Below are 19,938 nucleotides of genomic sequence, written 5' to 3'. Positions count from 1 at the left end.
CCCATCAACGAACCACCGGGCACTTCCCGGTGTAATCAACCTGCCAGTGCTTGATACCGTTGAGCCAGCCTGACCGCAGTCGCTCTGGCGTCGAAATCGGCCTCAGGTCGGGCATGTGGTCGGCTATTGCGTTGAAGATCAGGTTGATCGTCATCCGGGCCAAATTAGCGCCGATACAATAATGCGCCCCGGTGCCGCCAAAGCCGACGTGCGGGTTGGGGTTGCGCAGAACGTTGAAGGTGAAGGGGTCTCCGAAGATCTCTTCATCGAAATTGGCCGATCGATAAAACATCACCACCCGCTGACCTTTCTTTATCGGCACATCGGACAACTCGTAATCCTCCAGCGCGGTGCGCTGGAAAGCGGTGATCGGGGTAGCCCAACGGACGATCTCATCGGCGGCAGTCTCCGGACGCTCCCTTTTATACAGCTCCCACTGGTCTGGATGATCAGCGAACGCCATCATGCCTTGCGTAATCGAGTTCCTGGTGGTCTCGTTGCCGGCGACGGCGAGCATCACCACAAAGAAGCCAAACTCGTCGTCGGAGAGCTTTCCACCGTCGATGTCGGCTTCGATCAACGCGGTCACGATGTCATTGCCGGGATTCTTGGCCTTTACCTCGGCCATTTTCATTGCGTAGGTGATCAACTCCAACGAGGCCATCTTCGGATCTATATCGGCGTACTCGGGGTCTTCGTGGCCAGTCATTTGGTTCGACCACTCGAATAACTTGCCCCGGTCCTCTTGCGGTACACCCAGCAAACCCGCAATGGCCTGGAGCGGCAGCTCGCACGACACCTGCTCGACGAAATCTCCAGAACCCGCGGCGACCGCCGCCTTGGCGATCTTTTGAGCGCGATCGTTGAGTTCATCGTGCAGACGTTCAACTGCTCGCGGCGTGAAACCGCGAGAAATGATCTTGCGTAACCTGGTATGGTGCGGCGCATCCATGTTGAGCATGACGAACCGCTGCACCTCGATATCCTCACGAGCTATCTCGTTGTGGAACCGCGGTACTACCCCGTTCTGCCAGCTAGAAAAAACGTCACTGCGGCGCGACACCTCTTTGACGTCGTCAAGTTTCGTGATCGCCCAGAAACCGCCGTCATGGAAGCCTCCGCCCGTACCGGGAGCCTGTTCGTTCCACCAGATTGGTGCGGACGCACGCAACTCGGCAAACTCTTCGACCGGTATCCGCAAAGCGTATATGTCAGGATCCGTCAGGTCGAACCTGGGTGGAAGATTCGGACGGGGCACGCTACATTCTCCTTACTGACAGTTTCCTTACCGGCTGGCCAGTTGAAGTACGCTAGCTCTCCTAGTGGCGCTGTACTGCCAGTAAAACATGCCTTCAACACAGATATTAAAGATACCGACACGTCCTCGCTTGTCGGAGCAATAAAACGTGCTCTAACCTGCATGTCATGGGTAACCCGGTAATCGTTGAAGCGACTCGCAGCCCGATCGGCAAACGCAATGGCTGGCTGTCCGGGCTGCATTCCACTGAGCTACTTGGAGCAGTACAAAAAGCGCTGGTCAACAAGGTCGGTATCGATGCTGGCGACATCGAGCAAATTGTCGGCGGTTGCGTAACGCAGTTTGGCGAACAGTCAAACAACATCAGCCGAACGGCATGGCTGACCGCGGGATTGCCTGAGCACGTCGGTGCAACCACCGTCGACTGTCAGTGCGGCAGCGGCCAGCAAGCCAACCATCTCATCGCCGGGTTAATCGCTGTTGGTGCTATCGACATCGGTATCGCCTGCGGCATCGAGGCGATGAGCCGAGTGGGCCTGGGGACCAACGCGGGTCCAGACCGCTCGCTCATTCACGCACAGTCGTGGGACATTGACATGCCGAACCAGTTTGAGGCCGCCGAGCGGATCGCCAAGCGTCGCGGCATCACCCGCGAAGAGATCGACGCGTTCGGCTTCGAATCTCAGCTACGCGCTAAGCGAGCTTGGAACGAAGGCCTTTTCGATCGGGAGATCTCGCCGATCGAGGCTCCAGTACTAGACGAGCAGAAGCAGCCCACTATACAACGACACGTGGTGACCCGCGACCAAGGCCTGCGAGACACCACCATGGAGGGCTTAAGCCAGCTCAAACCGGTGCTCGACGGAGGTATCCATACTGCGGGCACATCATCGCAGATCTCCGACGGCGCGGCCGCGGTTTTGTGGATGGATGAGCAGAAAGCCAAGTCCATCGGATTACGACCGCGGGCGCGAATCATTGGTCAAGTGTTGATTGGGGTGGAGACATACTATCATCTGGACGGGCCAGTACAGTCAACCGCCAAGGTGCTAGAGAAGACGGGAATGAAGATCGGTGACATCGACATCGTCGAGATCAACGAGGCGTTCGCATCGGTTGTGCTGTCGTGGGCACAGGTGCACAATCCCGACATGACCAAGGTTAACGTCAACGGCGGAGCAATTGCATTAGGCCACCCGGTAGGCTGCACCGGCAGCAGGCTGGTTACCACCGCGCTGCATGAGCTGGAACGCACCGACCAGAGCACCGCACTAATCACTATGTGCGCGGGTGGAGCCTTGTCCACAGGCACCATCATCGAGCGGATCTAGCACGAACGATGATCGTTTTCGAGGAAAGCCGCATCGCTGCTGCCCAAGCTTACATCGACGCACTCGTCAGCCACAACGGGGAAACCGTCCCGTTCGCAATACAGTGTACTCGAGTCGAGCAAGGCGTCAAGAACGGATTTTCCGGAAATCACTTGCGGCGCAGCCTGAGTCGCGGACCTCAGTACTGGGTCATCGCCGACACAACGCCACCACATTACCAAGTCATCGGCGATGAGATCCACGCAGCATATGACGTATTGACGAAGATGGCATTTTGCGGCAGCAGACTTGCTGCGCGAGTGAACGAAACCTTCCTGATTCCCGCCGAAAGTCCAAGTGGGAAAGCCGAAATCCACCACATCAAGGCTCGCTTCAAACCATTCATTTATCGCTAAGAATACCCGTGATGGAAAAGCTGCAAAAGTTAATTCACGTTGAGTCGACACCGTGATCGAGTGAGCGTCCCGGGTAAACACCTGGATCTATCACCACAGCAATCGAAAGTTCGGCGACCCGATTCAAAAGGCACCGGTAGCATTGTTGACCACGACCGAGGGAACCGGGGGTCCCAATAGCCTGGCTGACGGAAAACTTACTTAGCCCAGGGCATGTGACAATGGCTAGATTACCCAACATCAACCGTACCGAGGTGTGATTATAGATCGGATGTAGCTACACCGACAACATCACATACAGTTGGTTAGTCGTTTGGTCAACGAAAACTGCTGCTGCCCAGTTTGCCCACTGGCTTAGTAGACTAAGAATCCAGTGGCCGACAACGAACATTAGCGCAAGCACCATGCCGAGTGCGGCTGACAGCCTGTAAGGCAGTAGCAGATCGTCGAACATCCGAGTGTATCGCCACACGGTGGCATGTTCGAGTCAACGAAGCAGAAAACGCCAGCTGTTAATCTGAATCTTGGTAGTCAAGCGAAGAACCAATCGTTCACTCCCCCTGTTGAAGCTCGCATCTACCGTGTCGGTCGTCCTATCGTATAGGCCTGCCCCCGACTCGACGTCAAGGGCCGACTTTCCACACGACTATCGACTGATCTAACCACTTCCAGGCCTCTGATAGGCTTTTTGCTGCCGTCTCGCCGACCGCACGGTCGGCGAGATCCCAACCATCATAGGAAAACCAATTAAGTGTAGCGGGTTCAAGGGCGTTGCTATTTTCGCGCTCTTCCGTAGCGGCGAGAGCGTGAACGAGGCTACTTACAACCGCGGACCGGCCCCGTAAACTGGAACCGGCGTCCGTGATTTGGCCAACAGGTCGGTGACAACGGACCCTAGTTCGGCGGGATCCCACCTCGCGCCCTTATCAACTTGAGGGCCATGCGCCCAGCCCTCGGCAACACGGATGATGCCACCCTCGACTTCGAACACCCTCCCGGTCACGCCACGGGATGCGGTGCTACCCAGCCATACCACCAGAGGCGACACATTCTCAGGCGCCATCGCATCGAATCCTTCGGCCGATTTTGCCATCATCTTGGCGAAGACAGTCTCGGTCATGCGGGTTCGGGCCGACGGTGCGATGGCGTTGACGGTTACCCCATACCGACCCAGTTCTGCGGCGCCAACCAGCGTCATCACCGCAATTCCAGCCTTAGCGGCACTGTAGTTCCCCTGTCCAACGCTGCCCTGTAAGCCGGCACCGGAGCTGGTATTGATAATCCGTGCATCAACGATTTTGCCCTCTTTGGACAGTGCCCGCCAGTACGAGCCAGCGTGCCGCATCGTGGCGAAATGGCCCTTGAGGTGCACTGCGATGACGGCATCGAATTCCTCCTCACTGGTGTTGGTTATCATCCTGTCTCGCACGATACCGGCATTGTTGACCAGAACATCCAGGCCACCAAAAGTAGCTACAGCCGTCTGAATCATCCGGGCCGCTTGGCCCCAATCAGCGATGTTGGATCTGTCGGCGACGGCTGTCCCACCTGCTGCCATGATTTCGTCTACCACACTCTGCGCGGTGCTGCCACCGCTGGTGGGCGATCCATCCAGGCCAACCCCAATGTCGTTGACCACCACCATCGCACCTTCTGACGCGAAAGCCAGCGCATGTGCGCGACCGATACCACCACCCGCTCCGGTGACAATGACTACACGACCGTCGACCACGCCCATACCCATTGCTCCTTACGTGTTACTGAATTACTTGTTGGCACTGGAAGCGACAAGATACGGTGGCGACTCACCACCTCCGTGTACCTCCAGCGTGGCGCCGCTGATATATGAAGCCACATCAGACGTCAAAAACGCTGCAGCCCAGCCTATATCGCTCGGTTTAGCCAGTCTCCCTAGTGGCACGGTGGCAGCAATCCGGGAAATCGACTCAGTATCACCGTAGAAAAGTTCCGACTGTTCGGTTTCCACCATGCCGACCACTAGCGCATTAACCCTAACCTTGGGAGCCCATTCAACCGCCATTGTGAGAGTGAGATTTTCGAAACCCGCCTTGGCGGCCCCGTAAGCAGCCGTACCCGGGGTAGGACGACGACCGCTGACACTGCAAATATTAACAATCGACCCACCGCTAGGTTGCGCTTGCATCAATACATTTGCATGTTGCGAAACTAACAGTGGTGCAAGCATATTGAGTTCTACAATCTTACGGTGAAAAGTGTGCGTGGCCTCAGCTACTAAGGCATACGGGGATCCTCCGGCATTGTTAATCAACACGTCGAGGCGTCCGTATCGTTCAGCGATTGCACTGATAAGCCGAGCCACCGAGTCCTCGTCGCGGATGTCGCAGACATGGAACTCATGCGGCAAACCTTCGACGGCTCGTCGTGCACAGGTGATCACGGTCGCGCCCTGCTCGGCAAAAACCGAACTGATACCCGCACCCACACCCCGGACGCCACCGGTGACCAAAACTACCCGCCCAGCAAGTCCCAAATTGATAGCGTTGGCTCCTTTGGCACGAGTCACTGTGCTAGCCTACCAAGCAAGTGCTTGCTTAATATAGTTAGCCCGTAACTCCCCAGGGAGGTGGCACCTTGCCCATAACATCCAGCACCACTGAGCTGGGCATTGCCACAGTCACCGTCAATTACCCACCTGTTAACGCGATCCCATCACACGGCTGGTTCGAACTTGCCGACGCGGTTACGACTGTCGGTGACAGACCCGATACCCGCGCAGTGATCCTGCGGGCCGAAGGGCGCGGGTTTAACGCCGGTGCGGACATCAAGGAAATGCAGCAAACTACAGGCTTCACAGCACTGATCGACGCCAATCGCGGCTGCTTCGCCGCATTCCGCGCGGTGTACGAGTGCGCGGTGCCGGTGATCGCTGCGGTGAATGGATTCTGCTTCGGCGGCGGGATTGGTCTGGTCGGCAACTCCGATGTCATCGTGGCAGCCGACGACGCTACCTTCGGGCTGCCGGAGGTGGAACGCGGCGCACTCGGGGCGGCCACCCATCTGTCGCGACTAGTCCCCCAGCACATGATGCGACGACTGTTCTTCACTGCAGCCACCGTAGACGCCGCCACTTTGCACCATCTCGGCTCGGTGCACGAGGTAGTCCCCCGAGATCAACTCGATGAGGCCGCACTACGAGTAGCTCGCAACATCGCTGACAAGGACACTCGGGTCATTCGTGCTGCCAAAGAAGCGCTGAATCTTATTGACGTACAACGCGTTAACTCGAGTTACCGTATGGAGCAAAGCTTTACCTTCGAACTCAACCTCGCTGGTGTGTCCGATGAGTACCGCAATGCTTTTGTTAAGAAATCGTGAGCGACAAGCGAACTACCATCGACAATGCCGTCGCGCAACTGCGCAACGGCATGGTTATCGGTATCGGTGGCTGGGGTTCACGACGCAAGCCGATGGCATTCATACGCGCCATACTGCGCACCGACCTAACGGACTTAACGGTAGTCACCTACGGTGGCCCTGACCTAGGACTGCTGTGCTCTGCCGGCAAAGTAAGGCGCGTCTACTACGGGTTCGTCTCTCTGGATTCACCGCCATACTACGACCCATGGTTCGCCAAGGCGCGCACTAGCGGAACAATTGAAGCCCGAGAAATGGACGAGGGCATGCTACGCTGCGGGCTGCAGGCGGCAGCCCAGCGGCTGCCGTTCCTGCCGATCCGCGCTGGACTTGGTAGCTCGGTACCAGACTTTTGGGAGGGTGAGCTGGCTACCGTTCGCTCGCCGTACCCGGTGCCCGGTGACGGATACGAGACGCTGATTGCTATGCCGGCATTGTACCTTGACGCCGCCTTTGTCCACCTCAATCTTGGTGACAGCCAAGGCAATGCCGCATACACTGGCATCGACCCGTACTTCGACGATCTCTTCCTGATGGCTGCGAAAAAGCGCTTCCTATCGGTGGAGCGTATAGTACCCACCCAGAAGCTGATCGAGGCGGTACCGCCGCAAGCGCTACTAGTAAACCGGATGATGGTCGACACCGTCGTGGAAGCACCTGGTGGCGCTCATTTCACCACCGCCGCACCAGACTATGATCGCGACGAAAAATTCCAGCGGCACTACGCTGAGGCGGCAGCGACGGAAAAGGGCTGGCAGCGGTTCAGACACACCTACCTATCGGGTAGCGAAGACGAATACCACTTAGCCGTAGGAACTTTCAATCAAGAGACCTATCGTGCGTGAGATAGTGAGCAGTCGAGCAGAAATATGTGCGGTCGCCTGCGCCGAATTGTTCCGTGATGCGGGCGAAATTATGGTTAGCCCGATGACGAACATGGCTTCCATTGGAGCCCGGCTAGCGCGTCTTACTTTCTCTCCCGACATTCTACTCACCGATGGTGAGGCACAGCTGCTGGCTGATACCCCGGCGCTAGGAACAGCCGAAGGACCAATTAAGGTTGAAGGCTGGATGCCGTTTGACCGGGTCTTCGAGACATTGGCCTGGGGCCGACGCCATGTCGTCATGGGCGCCAATCAGATTGACCGCTTCGGCAACCAGAATCTCTCGGCGTTAGGGCCGCTGCAACACCCCACACGGCAGATGTTTGGCGTTCGTGGTGCACCCGGCAACGCGATCAACCACACGACCAGCTACTGGGTCGGCAATCACTCGAAGCGGGTGTTCTGCGAAGCCGTCGACATTGTCTGCGGCATCGGCCATAATAAGTTGGACACCAACAATCCCGCGTTCCGGTTCGCCCACCCGTATCGGGTGGTGTCCAATCTCGGCGTGTTCGATTTCAGCGGTCCCGACCACACGATGCGGGCCTTGGCTCTGCACCCTGGGGTGTCGCGCTACGAAGTCCGCGAGGCCACCTCGTTCGAGGTTTCTGGTCTCGACGCGGCCGACGAAACCAGGTCGCCGACCGAAGAAGAACTACGCCTGATCCGCGAGGTTATCGACCCTAAATCGTTGCGGGACAGAGAGTTACGGTCATGAAGTTACGAACGCCACTAACCGAACTGGTGGGCATCGAGCATCCGGTGGTGCAGACCGGGATGGGCTGGGTGTCCGGCGCCCGGCTGGTGTCGGCCACGGCCAACGCGGGTGGACTCGGCATCCTCGCATCCGCCACCATGACCCTAGACGAACTGGAAACCGCCATAGGAAAGGTCAAGGCCGCCACCGACAAGCCGTTCGGTGTCAACATCCGCGCTGACGCCGCCGACGCCGCCGACCGCGTAGAGCTGATACTTCACGCGGGTGTGAAAGTGGCGTCGTTCGCACTGACACCCAAAAAGGAATTGATAGCCAGGATGAAAGACACTGGAACGATTGCTATCCCGTCAATCGGTTCGGCTAAACATGCGCGCAAGGTCGCTGACTGGGGCGCCGACGCGGTGATCGTGCAGGGCAGCGAAGGAGGCGGTCACACCGGTCCTGTCGCAACGACACTATTGCTGCCATCCGTACTGGACGCCTTGCAGGGCAGTGGCATCCCGGTAATTGCGGCGGGCGGATTTTTCGACGGACGCGGATTGGCGGCGGCGCTGTCTTACGGGGCAGCCGGCGTAGCGATGGGCACCAGGTTCCTTCTCACCTCGGACTCCACCGTGCCCAATGCGGTCAAACGCCGCTATCTGGATACGCAGCTAGATGGGACGGTAGTCACCACCCGAGTCGATGGCATACCACATCGTGTACTGCACACCAGGCTGGTCAAGAAGTTGGAAAGTGACTCGCGAATACAAGGTTTCAGTGCTGCGTTGCGCAATGCCGCAAAATTCAAGAAGCTATCACAAATGACTTGGCGGTCGATGGTCCGCGATAGCTTGGCAATGCGCCACGGCAAGAAGCTGACCTGGTCTCAGCTGGTGATGGCGGCCAATACCCCGATGTTGTTGAAAGCCGGGTTAGTTGAAGGCAATATTGAGGCTGGGGTATTGGCATCTGGCCAGGTGGCCGGCATCCTCGATGACCTACCGTCATGCGCTGAGCTGATCGAATCGATTGTCCGCGACGCGATCGAGCATTTGCAGACTGCGGGAACCTTAATCGACCGTCGACTGTGAATCCTGAGACACAACAGACCATCCTGTAGTCCGCACTCGGCGGAAAAGAGCTACAACCGCTCAATAATCGTGACGTTGGCGGTACCGCCACCCTCGCACATTGTCTGCAGCCCGTAACGGCCACCGGTACGTTCCAGCTCATGGAGCATGGTGGTGAACAGCTTGGCCCCAGTGGCACCCAGCGGATGGCCGAGGGCGATCGCTCCGCCGTTAGGGTTGACCTTCTCTGGGTCAGCCTTGATCTCCTTAAGCCAGGCCAGCACGACCGGCGCGAATGCCTCGTTGATCTCGACGGTGTCGATGTCCTCGATGGACAGCCTCGTCTTTTCCAGCGCGTAGCGGGTGGCGGGAATGGGTCCGGTGAGCATGAATACCGGGTCGGCCCCACGCGCACTGATGTGGTAAATGCGGGCCCGTGGCGTCAACTTGTGATCTTTGACAGCCTGCTCAGAAGCTAACAATACCGCGCTAGCGCCGTCGGAGATCTGGCTGGCCAACGCAGCAGTCAACCGACCGCCCTCAATAAGGGTCTTCAGTCCTGCCATCTTCTCTAACGTTGTCTCCCGCGGCCCCTCATCGATACAGAAGTCGCCGACTGCGATAACCTCGTCGTCGAAACGCCCTGCCCGGATTGCCGACAAGGCACGCTCGTGACTGTTCAGTGCGTATTGCTCCATCGTTTCGCGAGACAGATTCCACCGCTCGGCGATAAGTTCAGCACTCCGAAACTGGGAAATCTCCTGATCACCATAACGCTGAAGCCAGCCCTCCGATTCGCTGGTCGGAGAGGTGAAGCCGAACTGCCTACCGACCACCATCGCCGATGCGATGGGGATCTGGCTCATGCTTTGCATACCGCCGGCCAAAATAACATCCACCGTACCCGACATAATGGCTTGTGCACCAAATGCAATCGCTTGTTGGCCGGACCCGCATTGTCGATCGACGGTGACACCCGGAACCTCCTCCGGATAACCCGCCGCTAACCACGCCAGCCGGCCAATGTTACCTGCCTGCCCTCCAATAGCATCCACACAGCCCACGATTACGTCGTCAACAGCGGCAGGGTCCACGTCGACACGTTCGAGCAGACCGCAGAATACAGTGGCCCCCAAGTCAATCGGATGTACCTTGGCCAAAGATCCATCACGCTTACCGACCGCGGTACGCACAGCCTCCACGATGTACGCCTCGGGCACATCATACTCCTTCTTCAGATCAATTCGCCATGATTCCACCAAGCACGATGGCGAGATACTGCTGACCTATCTGCTCTGCGGTAAGAGATCCGCCGGGTTGATACCAGCGCACCGACATCCAGGTGGTATCCCGGATGAAACGGTAGACCAGGTCAATATCGAGGTCAGGCCGGAAGTAGCCCTCGTCTATGCCTTCACTAAGCACCTCGACCCACATCTTGCGTTGTTGTCGGTTCTTATCCTCAATATAGGAAAACCGCGGCTGCGATGACAGCCGTTGAGCTTCGTCCTGGTAAATAACAACTTGCGCATGCCGATGCTCGATCGCCTCAAATGACACCATAAACAGACCCGTGAACCGCTGCAGCGGATTGGTCTCGCTGTCCATAATCTCGCGATAGCAGGCAAAAAGCCAGTTTAGAAACCCGCGCAGCAGCTCATCGACCATCTCTTCCTTGGAGGAGAAATGATGATACAGACTACCCGACAGGATGCCGGCACCGTCGGCAATGTCACGGACGGTAGTGGCCCGCAGGCCACGCTCAGCAAACATGGCAGCAGCGAGCCTCAGTAACTCGTCACGTCGGCTGTTCGCCTGACAGGTCACTCGGTCCACATAGTTAGGATATCAACCAAGCGCTTGCTCGGCGAGTTGAAGATAGAGCTATAGTTACGGATGCTGACTGGATACGGAGATCACCTCACCGGTGAGGTAACTAGAGTAATCACTGGCTAAGAACGCAATTGTAGCCGCCACTTCCCAAGGCTCGGCGGCACGCCCAAACGCCTCGCCGGCGGATAATCGGTCGAGTAGCTCTGTCGAGGTCGTCTTGTCCAGAAACTTGTGGCGTGCGATGCTGGGTGAGACCGCGTTGATCCGGACTCCGTATTCGACGGCTTCCATTGCGCTGCATCGGGTCAGCGCCATCACCCCAGCTTTGGCGGCTGCATAGTGCGACTGCGAGTGCTGAGCGCGCCAGCCAAGGACGCTGGCATTGTTGACAATCACCCCTCCGTGTGGCACGTCGCGGAAATACCTCAGTGCCGCGCGGGTAGCCCGGAACACCGAGGTAAGCGTCACGTTTAGAACGCAGTCCCATTCATCGTCGGTCATGTCGATCACCGGAGTTTGCCCGCCCAGCGCCGCGTTGTTGACCAGCACATCGATGCGACCCATCCGGGCGATGGCCGACGCGACGAGGACATTGACTTGGGTGGTGGACGTCACATCACACACCACGCTTTCCACTCGACCCAGTCCCAGTGCCGACAGCTCGGCGGCGGTCTCCTTCAGCCGTCGTTCATGATGGTCAGAGAGCACTATGTCGGCGCCCTCAACTAGGGCCCGTCGTGCGGTGGCAGAGCCGATTCCGGTTCCGGCGGCTGCAGTCACGACCACTACCTTTCTGTCCAAAATCCCGTGTCCAGCAACCTCTTGCGGCGCAACATACAGATTCATCCCTTACCCTCCCGGGGCAAACCGAGCACCCGCTCGGCGATAATGTTGCGTTGGATCTCATTGGAACCGCCGTAGATGGTGTCTGCCCGGGTGAATAGAAACAGCCGCTGCCATTCGTCCATCTCGCCGTCGGCCAAGGTTATGCCGGGTTTGCCGATCACATCCATCGCCAACTCACCCAGACCGCGGTGCCAGTTGGCCCACAGCAGCTTTGACACGTTGTCTTGGCCAGGCTGCTCGACATCCATGGTAGCCAGAGCATAGCAACGCATCGCGTGCAATCCGGCCCAGGACCGGGTCAGTCGTTCCCGGATGAACGGGTCATCCGCAGCACCATTGCGCTGTGCGAGCTCAGCCAGCCTGGAAAGCTCACGACCATAAACGATTTGCTGCCCTAGAGTCGAGACTCCGCGCTCGAAAGTCAGTGTGCCCATCGCGACCCGCCAACCATCGCCAGGCTGACCGACTACCATGCCGACGTCGGTACAGGCGTCGTCGAAGAACACCTCGTTGAACTCCGAGGTACCAGTGATCTGGACAATTGGCCGGATCTGGACTCCAGGCTGGTCCAACGGCACCAGCAGGCACGACAGTCCGGCGTGCCGCTTGGAGTTTTTCTCGGTGCGCGCGATCACGAAGCACCATTGCGACAGGTGCGCCAAAGACGTCCAGACCTTCTGACCGTTGATCACCCATTGATCGCCCTCAAGCTTGGCCGTAGTCGACACATTCGCCAGGTCACTGCCGGCGCCGGGTTCTGAATACCCTTGGCACCACAGCTCAGTGACATCAAGTACGCGCGGCAGGAAACGCTGCTGTTGCTTGGGCGTCCCGAATGCGATCAGCGTGGGCCCCAGCAGTTCCTCACCAAAGTGATTAACCTTGGCCGGCGCGTCGGCGCGGGCGTACTCCTCATAGAATGCCACCCGGTGTGCAGTCGACAAACCTCGCCCACCATGTTCGACCGGCCAGCCCAGACACGTCAGTCCGGCCGCCGCCAGATGCTGATTCCAAACCCAACGCTCCTCGAACGCCTCGTGCTCGCGTCCCGGCCCGCCGAGCCCCTTCAGGGCTGCGAATTCGCCCACGAGATTGTCAGCGAGCCAGTGACGACTTTCCGCCCGGAACTCTTCGACATCCTGCATGACCTGTAGACTAACCTACCAAGCACTTGCTTTGTAGCACGGTGACGATGCGCACCGCGTAGCGGCGCGAGGAGGAATATGCGATGACAAACGGTCCTTATACCGTGCCTGCGGTGCTGGATCGTTTCGTGGGTGCGCTTCCTGATCACGACGCGTTGATCACCGACGACCGATGTTTCACGGCAGCCGCCTTGCGTGACGAGGTATACCGAGCCGCCGCGGCACTGATCACACTCGGCGTCGCGCCCGGCGACCGGGTAGCAATCTGGTCGCCCAACACCTGGCACTGGGTGGTAGCGTGTCTCGCGATCCACCACGCCGGTGCCACGCTGGTACCTGTCAATACCCGTTACACAGCTGAGGAAGCCGCTGACATCCTCGCCCGCACCAACACGCCGGTACTGTTCGCGATGGGCCAGTTCCTCGACGCCGACCGGGTGGCTGAACTAGATCGCGCTGCTCTGCCGGCGTTGCGGCACATTGTCCGGGTTCCGGTAGAAACAAACGATGGAACCTGGGACGACTTCATGGCCCAGGGCCGCGAACCGAGTGCCATCGCTGCCGTAACGGAACGCGCTACCGCCGTCGCGCCTGACGACGTCAGCGACATCCTGTTCACTTCCGGCACCACCGGCCGCAGCAAAGGCGTGTTGTGCGCGCACCGGCAATCGCTGTCGGGCTCGGCGGCGTGGGCCGCCTGCGGCGAAATCACCAGCGGAGACCGCTACCTGTGCATCAATCCGTTCTTTCATAACTTCGGCTATAAAGCCGGCATCTTGGCCTGCTTACAAACCGGTGCGACGCTGATCCCACACCTCACATTCGACCCGCTGCGCGCACTGCAGGCCATCGAGCAACACCGCATCACGGTGCTGCCTGGGCCGACCACCATCTACCAGACCCTGCTCGATCACCCGGCCCGCAGTGACTACGACCTAAGTTCGCTACGGTTCGCGGTGACCGGAGCGACTACCGTGCCGGTGGTGCTGATGGAACGTATACAGTCCGAACTCGACATCGACACCGTGTTGACCGCCTACGGTCTGACCGAAGCCAACGGTATGGGAACCATGTGCCGCGCCGACGACGACATGGTAACAGTCGCCACTACCTGCGGTCGCCCGTTCGCTGACTTCCAATTGCGCATCGACTCAGCGGTCGACGGAGAAGCCGGTGAAGTGTTGCTGCGCGGGCCGAACGTCATGCTGGGCTACCTAGACGACCCGGAAGCGACTGCCGCGGCTATCGATGCCGAAGGTTGGCTACACACTGGCGATATCGGAGCCGTCGATGCGGCCGGAAACTTGCGAATTACCGGAAGACTAAAGGACATGTACATCTGCGGTGGATTCAATGTCTACCCCGTCGAAATCGAACAGGTACTGGCCCGGATGGACGGAGTTGCCGATGTTGCGGTAGTCGGAGTTCCCGACCAGCGCCTGGGAGAGATTGGCCGAGCATTCGTGGTAGCCAGGCAAGGCTCGACAATTGACGAAAAATCTGTGATCGATTATGCCCGTGAGCATTTAGCGAACTTTAAGGCACCGAGGTCAGTACGGTTCGTTGACACGTTGCCACGCAATGCCGGCGGCAAGGTTATCAAACTACAACTGCAAGGAATGTCTTGAAATGGACCTGGAACTAGACGAAGAGACACTAGCCTTCCAAGCTGAGGTGCGTGAATTCCTATCGGCTAACGTTAAATTGATCCCGACGAAATCCTACGACAACGCCGAAGGCTTTGCACAACACCGTCGTTGGGACCGCGTACTTTTTGATGCAGGCCTTTCTGTGATTACTTGGCCAAAGAAGTACGGTGGCCGCGACGCGCCATTGCTGCACTGGGTGGTGTTCGAAGAGGAGTACTTCCGCGCTGGAGCACCCGGACGGGCTAGCACCAATGGCACCTCGATACTGGCGCCGACGTTGTTCGCACACGGCTCCCAAGAGCAATTAGACCGGATACTGCTCAAAATGGCCAGTGGAGAACAGATCTGGTCCCAAGCATGGTCGGAACCCGAATCCGGCAGCGACCTGGCATCGTTGCGGTCCACCGCAACCGAGACGGACCACGGATGGCTGCTCAACGGGCAGAAAATTTGGAGTTCACGGGCACCGTTTGCCGAAATGGGATTCGGCCTGTTTCGCTCCGATCCCGCAGCGGAGCGCCATAACGGGCTGACGTATTTCATGTTCGATCTGAAAGCCGAAGGTGTCATGGTGCGACCCATTGTCCAACTTGGTGGCGATACCGGGTTCGGTGAGATCCTTTTCGATGACGTCTTCGTCCCTGATATCGACGTCATCGGCACTCCGAACGACGGTTGGCGGACGGCAATGAGCACGTCGAGTAACGAGCGCGGAATGTCACTGCGCAGCCCGGCCCGCTTCCTGGCCTCCGCCGAACGATTGGTACAATTGTGGAAGGATAACGGTTCGCCAGCATCTTTCGCCGACAGAGTGACCGATGTTTGGATCAAGGCGCAGGCCTACCGACTCCAAACCTTCGGAACGGTAACCAGACTAACCGCCGGCGGAAAACTGGGGGCAGAGTCCTCGGTCACCAAAGTGTTCTGGTCCGACCTCGATGTACAACTGCATCAGACAGCTCTTGACCTCCTGGGCGCCGACGGAGAGCTCGCTGGCCCGTGGGCCGACGGCCTGTTGTTCGCACTGGGCGGCCCGATCTATGCCGGTACCAACGAAATCCAACGCAACATAATCTCAGAGCGGCTATTAGGCCTGCCCCGAGAAAAAGACGGGTAGAAGACACGATGCGATTCGAACTAGACGATCAGCAACGCGACTTCGCGGCCACCATTGACGCGGCGCTGGGCACTGTGGACCTGCCTGGTGCGGTCCGCGCCTGGTCCGCCGGTAACATCGCACCCGGGCGTAAAGTCTGGGAACGGCTTACCGATCTTGGTGTCACCACGTTGGCGGTTCCTGAGAAGTTTGATGGCCCCGATGCCCATCCAATCGATCTCGTGGTTGCGCTCGAACGTCTCGGGCGTTGGTGTGTCCCGGGGCCGGTGGCCGAGTCTATTGCCGTAGCACCGATTTTACTTGCCAACAACAGTCGCTGCGCGAACCTGGCGTCCGGCGAGCTCATCACCACCGTCGCAATGCCGCCACAGATGCCACGCGCAGTTGACGCGGCGGCGGCCGGGCTGGTGCTGCTGGCAACCAGTAGTGGTGTCACCGAAGCCACCGTCGGTGACTACCATGAGTCCGTTGATCCCAGCCGCCACCTATACGACGTGGCACCCAGCGGTGCATCCTGGCAAGCAAACGTCAAGCGTGCCTACGAGTTCGGTGTGCTGGCCACTGCCGCACAACTAGTTGGTGCCGCCGAGGCGCTGCTGGATGCCGCTGTCGACTACGCCAAACAGCGGACGCAATTTAGCCGGGTGATCGGCTCATATCAAGCGATCAAACACAAGCTCGCAGACGTGCACATCGCGATCGAACTGGCCCGCCCGTTAGTATATGGCGCAGCGTTATCGCTAGCTAGCCGCGACGTCAGTGCGGCTAAAGCCGCTGCGGCCGAAGCTGGCCTGTTGGCCGCTCGCTCGGCGTTACAAACCCACGGCGCTATCGGCTTCACCGCTGAACATGACCTGTCGCTGTGGCTGCTGCGAGTGCAAGCATTGCGATCAGCGTGGGGTACTCCCGAGGAGCATCGACGCCGCGTGCTGGAGGCGCTTTGAGTATGACTGAAGAACGGCAGATGCTTCGGGAGACCGTCGCCGCGCTGGTAACCAAGCACGCAAGCACTGCGGCGGTGCGCGAGGCGATGGACTCGGATCTCGGCTACGACGAATCGCTGTGGCAACTCTTATGTGAACAGGTGGGCGCCGCCGCGTTAGTTATACCCGAGGAGTTGGGTGGAGCAGGAGGCGAACTAGCAGATGCCGCAACTGTTTTGCAGGAACTAAGCCAGACTCTGACGCCTTCACCGTTGCTGGGCACTACACTGGCGGAACTAGCGCTTCTGGCCGCTGCTGAGCCGGATGCCAAAACACTGGAGTCCCTCGCGGAGGGGACCTCTATCGGCGCGCTTGTGCTCGATGCCGATTACGTGGTCAACGGAGACATCGCTGACGTCGTCGTCGCCGCCTCGGACGGGCAACTGAGTAGGTGGACCCGCTTCAGCGCACAGCCAGTCGCCGCCATGGACCCCACCCGCCGGCTGGCCCGAGTGCGGCCCGAAGAGACCAAAGCGATCGGTACCGACCCCGGCATCGCTGATGCCGCAGCCATCCTGTTGGCTGCCGAGCAGATAGGCGCGGCTGAACGCTGTCTGGACCTGACCATAGAATACGCCAAAAGCCGGGTTCAATTTGGCCGTCCGATCGGTAGCTTTCAAGCACTTAAGCATAGAATGGCAGATCTGTACGTTGCAATCGCGACAGCCCACGCCGTGGTCTCAGACGCGTGCAACACACCAACGCCCACCAACGCCGCTGCTGCTCGCCTGGCAGCCACCGAAGCATTGTGTACCGTGGCCGCTGAAAGCATACAGCTACACGGCAGCATTGCGATCACCTGGGAACACAACATGCACTTGTATTTCAAACGCGCACATGCCAGTGCACAGCTGCTCGACTCGCCACGCGCGCTGTTGCGCCGACTGGAATCTGAAGTGATCCAACAATGAATGACCTTGTTGCACTGCGCGTTAGCATATCTCGATTATTATGTTATGGACGTTTTGCTGGCGGCAGCAGAGCTGCCAATGTCGCCATGCGCCTCAACTAACTAAGTTATAGCTTCATGCTGGGTGTCCCCGAACTACGCGTTGCGATCATTGCAGATTAACAGCACCGGCACTGCATCACTGTCGATTCCGACGCAGTGGTTGTAACAATGGTTTCCTTCCTGATGGCTTCCCTGGTTTGCTTTGACTTGTGCGATCAAGTGGTGTTGTTCAGTAACAGATACCCGTGCTATCGGAACATCTTATCAACATTGGGATAGCGAGGTAGTGGCCATCTAATGCGGACCCGAGACGGGATTTCAGCCCATCGCTCCGACGCTGAACCAGTTCGATCCGCCGGGGCGAGGCGTTATCGTTTATAGACCGGCCAACCCTACTGGAATTGCAATCCTACCAATGGAGCTCGAGACAATCGCGTCCTGGGGTGAGATCTTTGATGTTCAGCTTATCAGCGGCAAAGCTATACCACAGCCTGGTATACGCAGGAGCGCCGCAAACTAGCTTCTCTTAAAGCTAAACAACGAAATACTTTGTTAATAAATAGATTTTCTAAGTACCACGCGATGACTGGATAGAGGCTGGGTTAGCTATTGATAGCACCAGAGAGGCACTAGACAATGGACTTCCTGACGGGTAGCCTCACGATCTACTCACTTGCGCTGTAGCAGATTGCGGAGGTGACGGTTTTCACCCCTGAGAGGTAACCACCGAAGCTGACCGCAATCTACACCACTAAAGTGTCAACCGCTCGCTTCTACTCGACGGTTTGCGCGGAATCGTCATCAACCGGCTGGCACCTATAGACGGTGCGTTCTACATATACGCAGAAGTTCGAGAGTCCATCAAAGACTCTCTTAACTTTTTGCTTCAAGTTACTGTTCTACATAGTCTTTGCTATAGCTATGGGTGATATTGACTTCGATACCACACGCAGCTGTTCGTTCTTCTGGCTGGCATTCGCTGGACCGACTAACAATATCGATTAGAGTTTCTTCGGCGAATCATGACCTGGCTTACCACTCGGTAACGCGGATGCATATCGCTAACCTTATCTATTTGTGCTTCAAGGACATTGAAAGCGCTAATATCTTCAACGTGGATTCCAAAATTGATTACAAACTGGTAATGCAGAGGTCAACAATCGCGGCCGCGTCGTCAAAGTGGATTTTCTCCTTCTCGCTGGCACTATGGATGGCTAGGCTTCTGTCAAACAAGTTCCACAGCCCATCGTCTATCACTATTGTAGCGGTCAGACTGGTCACAAAATGTGACGAAAGGTGGTTTTAGATAAACTAACTTCCCACCTTCAGATCGATCTGTAGCCGGGTCTGCATAATGAATTCGTAGAGCGCCTGCTATCCGCCACAGACCAAAATCTACAGCACCAGACTATCGCCCCGATCATCAATTCGGTACGGTTCATGCGTCGCCTGTCGGATACTACCGGTTCCTAGATGAAAGAGTAATATAGGCTTTTAGCCACTAGAGCCTAATTCTACTAGGTACAGCCCCTGGACGCCAGGAATGTCACTACCAATACTGTTCGCCTCTGCGCCAGCAGCAGCGCATCCGGCGTGGATATCCCAACCATCCGACTGGCCAAGCGCCGCACCTGAAAGCCAATTTCTGCCAACACGTAGCCCAGCAACTCGTTATGCGCGTAGCAATAGCCACCCCGGCGACTCAAGTCGTCGACAGGTACTCCAGGAACGGATTCCGGTTCTCGAACGGAACGGTTCAAATATGAACAGTAGCCAAGTCCTGCAGCAGATCCAGGCTGAGTACAATAGCTCCACAATAGTTGATGCGGTAGAAATTTCCGGCCAGATCCACTGTCATAAAACTCATTCTGACTGACCATAAAGTGGCTCCGGTTAAGCTCTTCTTCGTGGCATCGTCACAACCCGGCTAGCAACGAACGATACCGTCCTCCTGTTGGTGGCACTAAATTTTATCTTTTGACAACGATCGTTAACGTACACCAGATCATTCCTATTCACTTACGCTTAAGCTCACTGGACCGTACTTTCGCACGAAAGGCTGAGCGCGCAGACATTGGGTTAAAGATCAACGATCAACGGTTCCGCGTCTGCACTGAGCGAGATCGCTGCGGAGTTGGCCTCTGCCGGATTTATAGAGTGCGCGTCAAGTGGCTCGCGGCGGAGCCGGGATGATCTACCGTTTCTATGAAAAGACGCTGATGAAACGTAGCGGTCAAGATGGTGCTACCGCACATCGACAACGAAAGCCGGGAACGATTTTTGTGTGAGGGTTACGCGATAGGCGGGAGGTTCCTTTCCACCTGTAGGGTCTCCATAGCGTTTGAACTGTTCTACCCGAAATCAGGAGCGTGGACTAAG

General features: G+C 57.7%; 19 protein-coding genes. 10 read left to right on the top strand and 9 right to left on the bottom strand.

The genetic code is table 11. From position 1 onward, the window contains the following. Window positions 1-4 precede the first annotated feature (4 nt). Window positions 5-1,258 carry a cytochrome P450 gene (locus MUBE_RS12900; protein WP_116540837.1) on the bottom strand — a complete coding sequence of 418 codons (1,254 nt, stop codon included), beginning with the start codon at window positions 1,256-1,258 and terminating at the stop codon, window positions 5-7. 167 nt (window positions 1,259-1,425) lie between these two features. Between MUBE_RS12900 and MUBE_RS12895 the strand changes: the two genes are divergently transcribed. Next, the gene (locus tag MUBE_RS12895; RefSeq protein ID WP_116540836.1) at window positions 1,426-2,589 is read left to right on the top strand and encodes a steroid 3-ketoacyl-CoA thiolase; all 1,164 of its coding nucleotides are present in this window, start codon (window positions 1,426-1,428) and stop codon (window positions 2,587-2,589) included. Between the two features lie 8 nt (window positions 2,590-2,597). After that, window positions 2,598-2,984 (top strand): DUF8021 domain-containing protein, encoded by a 387-nt coding sequence (locus tag MUBE_RS12890; RefSeq protein ID WP_116540835.1) that lies wholly within the window; start codon window positions 2,598-2,600, stop codon window positions 2,982-2,984. Between the two features lie 277 nt (window positions 2,985-3,261). On the opposite strand, the gene MUBE_RS20525 is transcribed toward MUBE_RS12890, so the two are convergent. The 3 genes from MUBE_RS20525 to MUBE_RS12875 form a co-directional block, all read right to left on the bottom strand. Continuing rightward, window positions 3,262-3,438 carry a hypothetical protein gene (locus MUBE_RS20525; protein WP_116540834.1) on the bottom strand — a complete coding sequence of 59 codons (177 nt, stop codon included), beginning with the start codon at window positions 3,436-3,438 and terminating at the stop codon, window positions 3,262-3,264. Between the two features lie 366 nt (window positions 3,439-3,804). After that, a complete protein-coding gene (locus tag MUBE_RS12880; RefSeq protein ID WP_116540850.1) occupies window positions 3,805-4,722 on the bottom strand; it encodes an SDR family oxidoreductase in 918 nt (305 codons plus the stop codon). A gap of 27 nt (window positions 4,723-4,749) precedes the next feature. Further along, a complete protein-coding gene (locus tag MUBE_RS12875) occupies window positions 4,750-5,529 on the bottom strand; it encodes an SDR family oxidoreductase (protein ID WP_116540833.1) in 780 nt (259 codons plus the stop codon). 68 nt (window positions 5,530-5,597) lie between these two features. Between MUBE_RS12875 and echA20 the strand changes: the two genes are divergently transcribed. From echA20 to ipdC, 4 genes are read left to right on the top strand one after another with little or no spacing between them, the layout of a single operon-like run. Then, on the top strand, window positions 5,598-6,341 hold the full coding sequence (echA20, locus tag MUBE_RS12870; protein ID WP_116540832.1) for a (7aS)-7a-methyl-1,5-dioxo-2,3,5,6,7,7a-hexahydro-1H-indene-carboxyl-CoA hydrolase: 744 nt from the start codon (window positions 5,598-5,600) through the stop codon (window positions 6,339-6,341). Then, window positions 6,338-7,225 (top strand): cholesterol ring-cleaving hydrolase subunit IpdA, encoded by an 888-nt coding sequence (ipdA, locus tag MUBE_RS12865; protein WP_116540831.1) that lies wholly within the window; start codon window positions 6,338-6,340, stop codon window positions 7,223-7,225. The genes echA20 and ipdA overlap by 4 nt, the downstream gene beginning before the upstream one ends. Before the next feature lie 4 nt (window positions 7,226-7,229). Further along, window positions 7,230-7,982, top strand: a complete 753-nt coding sequence (ipdB, locus tag MUBE_RS12860) for a cholesterol ring-cleaving hydrolase subunit IpdB (protein ID WP_116540849.1) — start codon at window positions 7,230-7,232, stop codon at window positions 7,980-7,982. Further along, window positions 7,979-9,055, top strand: a complete 1,077-nt coding sequence (gene ipdC, locus MUBE_RS12855; RefSeq protein WP_116540830.1) for a (3aS,4S,5R,7aS)-5-hydroxy-7a-methyl-1-oxo-octahydro-1H-indene-4-carboxyl-CoA dehydrogenase — start codon at window positions 7,979-7,981, stop codon at window positions 9,053-9,055. Before ipdB ends, ipdC begins: the two co-directional genes overlap by 4 nt. 50 nt (window positions 9,056-9,105) lie before the next feature. On the opposite strand, the gene fadA6 is transcribed toward ipdC, so the two are convergent. The 4 genes from fadA6 to ipdE1 are packed head-to-tail and all read right to left on the bottom strand — an operon-like array spanning window position 9,106 to window position 12,858. After that, window positions 9,106-10,254, bottom strand: coding sequence for a steroid 3-ketoacyl-CoA thiolase FadA6 (fadA6, locus tag MUBE_RS12850; RefSeq protein ID WP_116540848.1), 1,149 nt, complete (start codon window positions 10,252-10,254; stop codon window positions 9,106-9,108). A 19-nt stretch (window positions 10,255-10,273) separates the two neighbouring features. Further along, a complete protein-coding gene (gene kstR2 / locus MUBE_RS12845) occupies window positions 10,274-10,870 on the bottom strand; it encodes a TetR family transcriptional regulator KstR2 (RefSeq protein WP_116540829.1) in 597 nt (198 codons plus the stop codon). 54 nt (window positions 10,871-10,924) lie between these two features. Beyond that, the gene (gene ipdF, locus MUBE_RS12840; RefSeq protein WP_116540828.1) at window positions 10,925-11,713 is read right to left on the bottom strand and encodes a (5R,7aS)-5-hydroxy-7a-methyl-1-oxo-2,3,5,6,7,7a-hexahydro-1H-indene-carboxyl-CoA reductase; all 789 of its coding nucleotides are present in this window, start codon (window positions 11,711-11,713) and stop codon (window positions 10,925-10,927) included. Further along, window positions 11,710-12,858: an acyl-CoA dehydrogenase IpdE1 gene (gene ipdE1, locus MUBE_RS12835; RefSeq protein ID WP_116540827.1), complete on the bottom strand. Its 1,149-nt coding sequence runs from the start codon at window positions 12,856-12,858 to the stop codon at window positions 11,710-11,712. Before ipdE1 ends, ipdF begins: the two co-directional genes overlap by 4 nt. A gap of 83 nt (window positions 12,859-12,941) precedes the next feature. Between ipdE1 and fadD3 the strand changes: the two genes are divergently transcribed. Genes fadD3 through ipdE2 form a run of 4 tightly spaced genes read left to right on the top strand, consistent with a single transcriptional unit; the run spans window position 12,942 to window position 17,518 of the window. Beyond that, entirely contained in the window at window positions 12,942-14,486 is a 1,545-nt protein-coding gene (gene fadD3, locus MUBE_RS12830) for a 3-((3aS,4S,7aS)-7a-methyl-1,5-dioxo-octahydro-1H-inden-4-yl)propanoate--CoA ligase FadD3 (protein WP_116540826.1), read from the top strand. A gap of 1 nt (window position 14,487) precedes the next feature. Next, window positions 14,488-15,624, top strand: coding sequence for an acyl-CoA dehydrogenase family protein (locus MUBE_RS12825; RefSeq protein ID WP_116540825.1), 1,137 nt, complete (start codon window positions 14,488-14,490; stop codon window positions 15,622-15,624). 8 nt (window positions 15,625-15,632) lie between these two features. Continuing rightward, entirely contained in the window at window positions 15,633-16,568 is a 936-nt protein-coding gene (locus MUBE_RS12820; protein ID WP_116540824.1) for an acyl-CoA dehydrogenase family protein, read from the top strand. Further along, a complete protein-coding gene (gene ipdE2 / locus MUBE_RS12815; protein ID WP_116540823.1) occupies window positions 16,565-17,518 on the top strand; it encodes an acyl-CoA dehydrogenase IpdE2 in 954 nt (317 codons plus the stop codon). The genes MUBE_RS12820 and ipdE2 overlap by 4 nt, the downstream gene beginning before the upstream one ends. Before the next feature lie 1,558 nt (window positions 17,519-19,076). Here ipdE2 and MUBE_RS18445 read toward each other — a convergent pair. Next, a complete protein-coding gene (locus tag MUBE_RS18445; protein WP_243633053.1) occupies window positions 19,077-19,265 on the bottom strand; it encodes an arylamine N-acetyltransferase in 189 nt (62 codons plus the stop codon). Window positions 19,266-19,938 lie beyond the last annotated feature (673 nt).

The organism is Mycobacterium uberis (assembly GCF_003408705.1).
Lineage (GTDB): Bacteria > Actinomycetota > Actinomycetes > Mycobacteriales > Mycobacteriaceae > Mycobacterium > Mycobacterium uberis.
The sequence above is the reverse complement of the archived record's forward strand: the minus strand, read 5'-3'. Positions and strand labels throughout refer to the sequence as shown.

Bases quoted from the DNA above. Each gene is read 5' to 3' on its own strand.
- MUBE_RS12895 (WP_116540836.1), top strand. From the start codon at position 1,426: ATGGGTAACCCGGTAATCGTTGAAGCGACTCGCAGCCCGATCGGCAAA.
- MUBE_RS12890 (WP_116540835.1), top strand. From the start codon at position 2,598: ATGATCGTTTTCGAGGAAAGCCGCATCGCTGCTGCCCAAGCTTACATC.
- MUBE_RS20525 (WP_116540834.1), bottom strand. From the start codon at position 3,438: ATGTTCGACGATCTGCTACTGCCTTACAGGCTGTCAGCCGCACTCGGC.
- MUBE_RS12880 (WP_116540850.1), bottom strand. From the start codon at position 4,722: ATGGGCGTGGTCGACGGTCGTGTAGTCATTGTCACCGGAGCGGGTGGT.
- ipdC (WP_116540830.1), top strand. From the start codon at position 7,979: ATGAAGTTACGAACGCCACTAACCGAACTGGTGGGCATCGAGCATCCG.
- ipdF (WP_116540828.1), bottom strand. From the start codon at position 11,713: ATGAATCTGTATGTTGCGCCGCAAGAGGTTGCTGGACACGGGATTTTG.
- ipdE1 (WP_116540827.1), bottom strand. From the start codon at position 12,858: ATGCAGGATGTCGAAGAGTTCCGGGCGGAAAGTCGTCACTGGCTCGCT.
- fadD3 (WP_116540826.1), top strand. From the start codon at position 12,942: ATGACAAACGGTCCTTATACCGTGCCTGCGGTGCTGGATCGTTTCGTG.
- MUBE_RS12825 (WP_116540825.1), top strand. From the start codon at position 14,488: ATGGACCTGGAACTAGACGAAGAGACACTAGCCTTCCAAGCTGAGGTG.
- MUBE_RS12820 (WP_116540824.1), top strand. From the start codon at position 15,633: ATGCGATTCGAACTAGACGATCAGCAACGCGACTTCGCGGCCACCATT.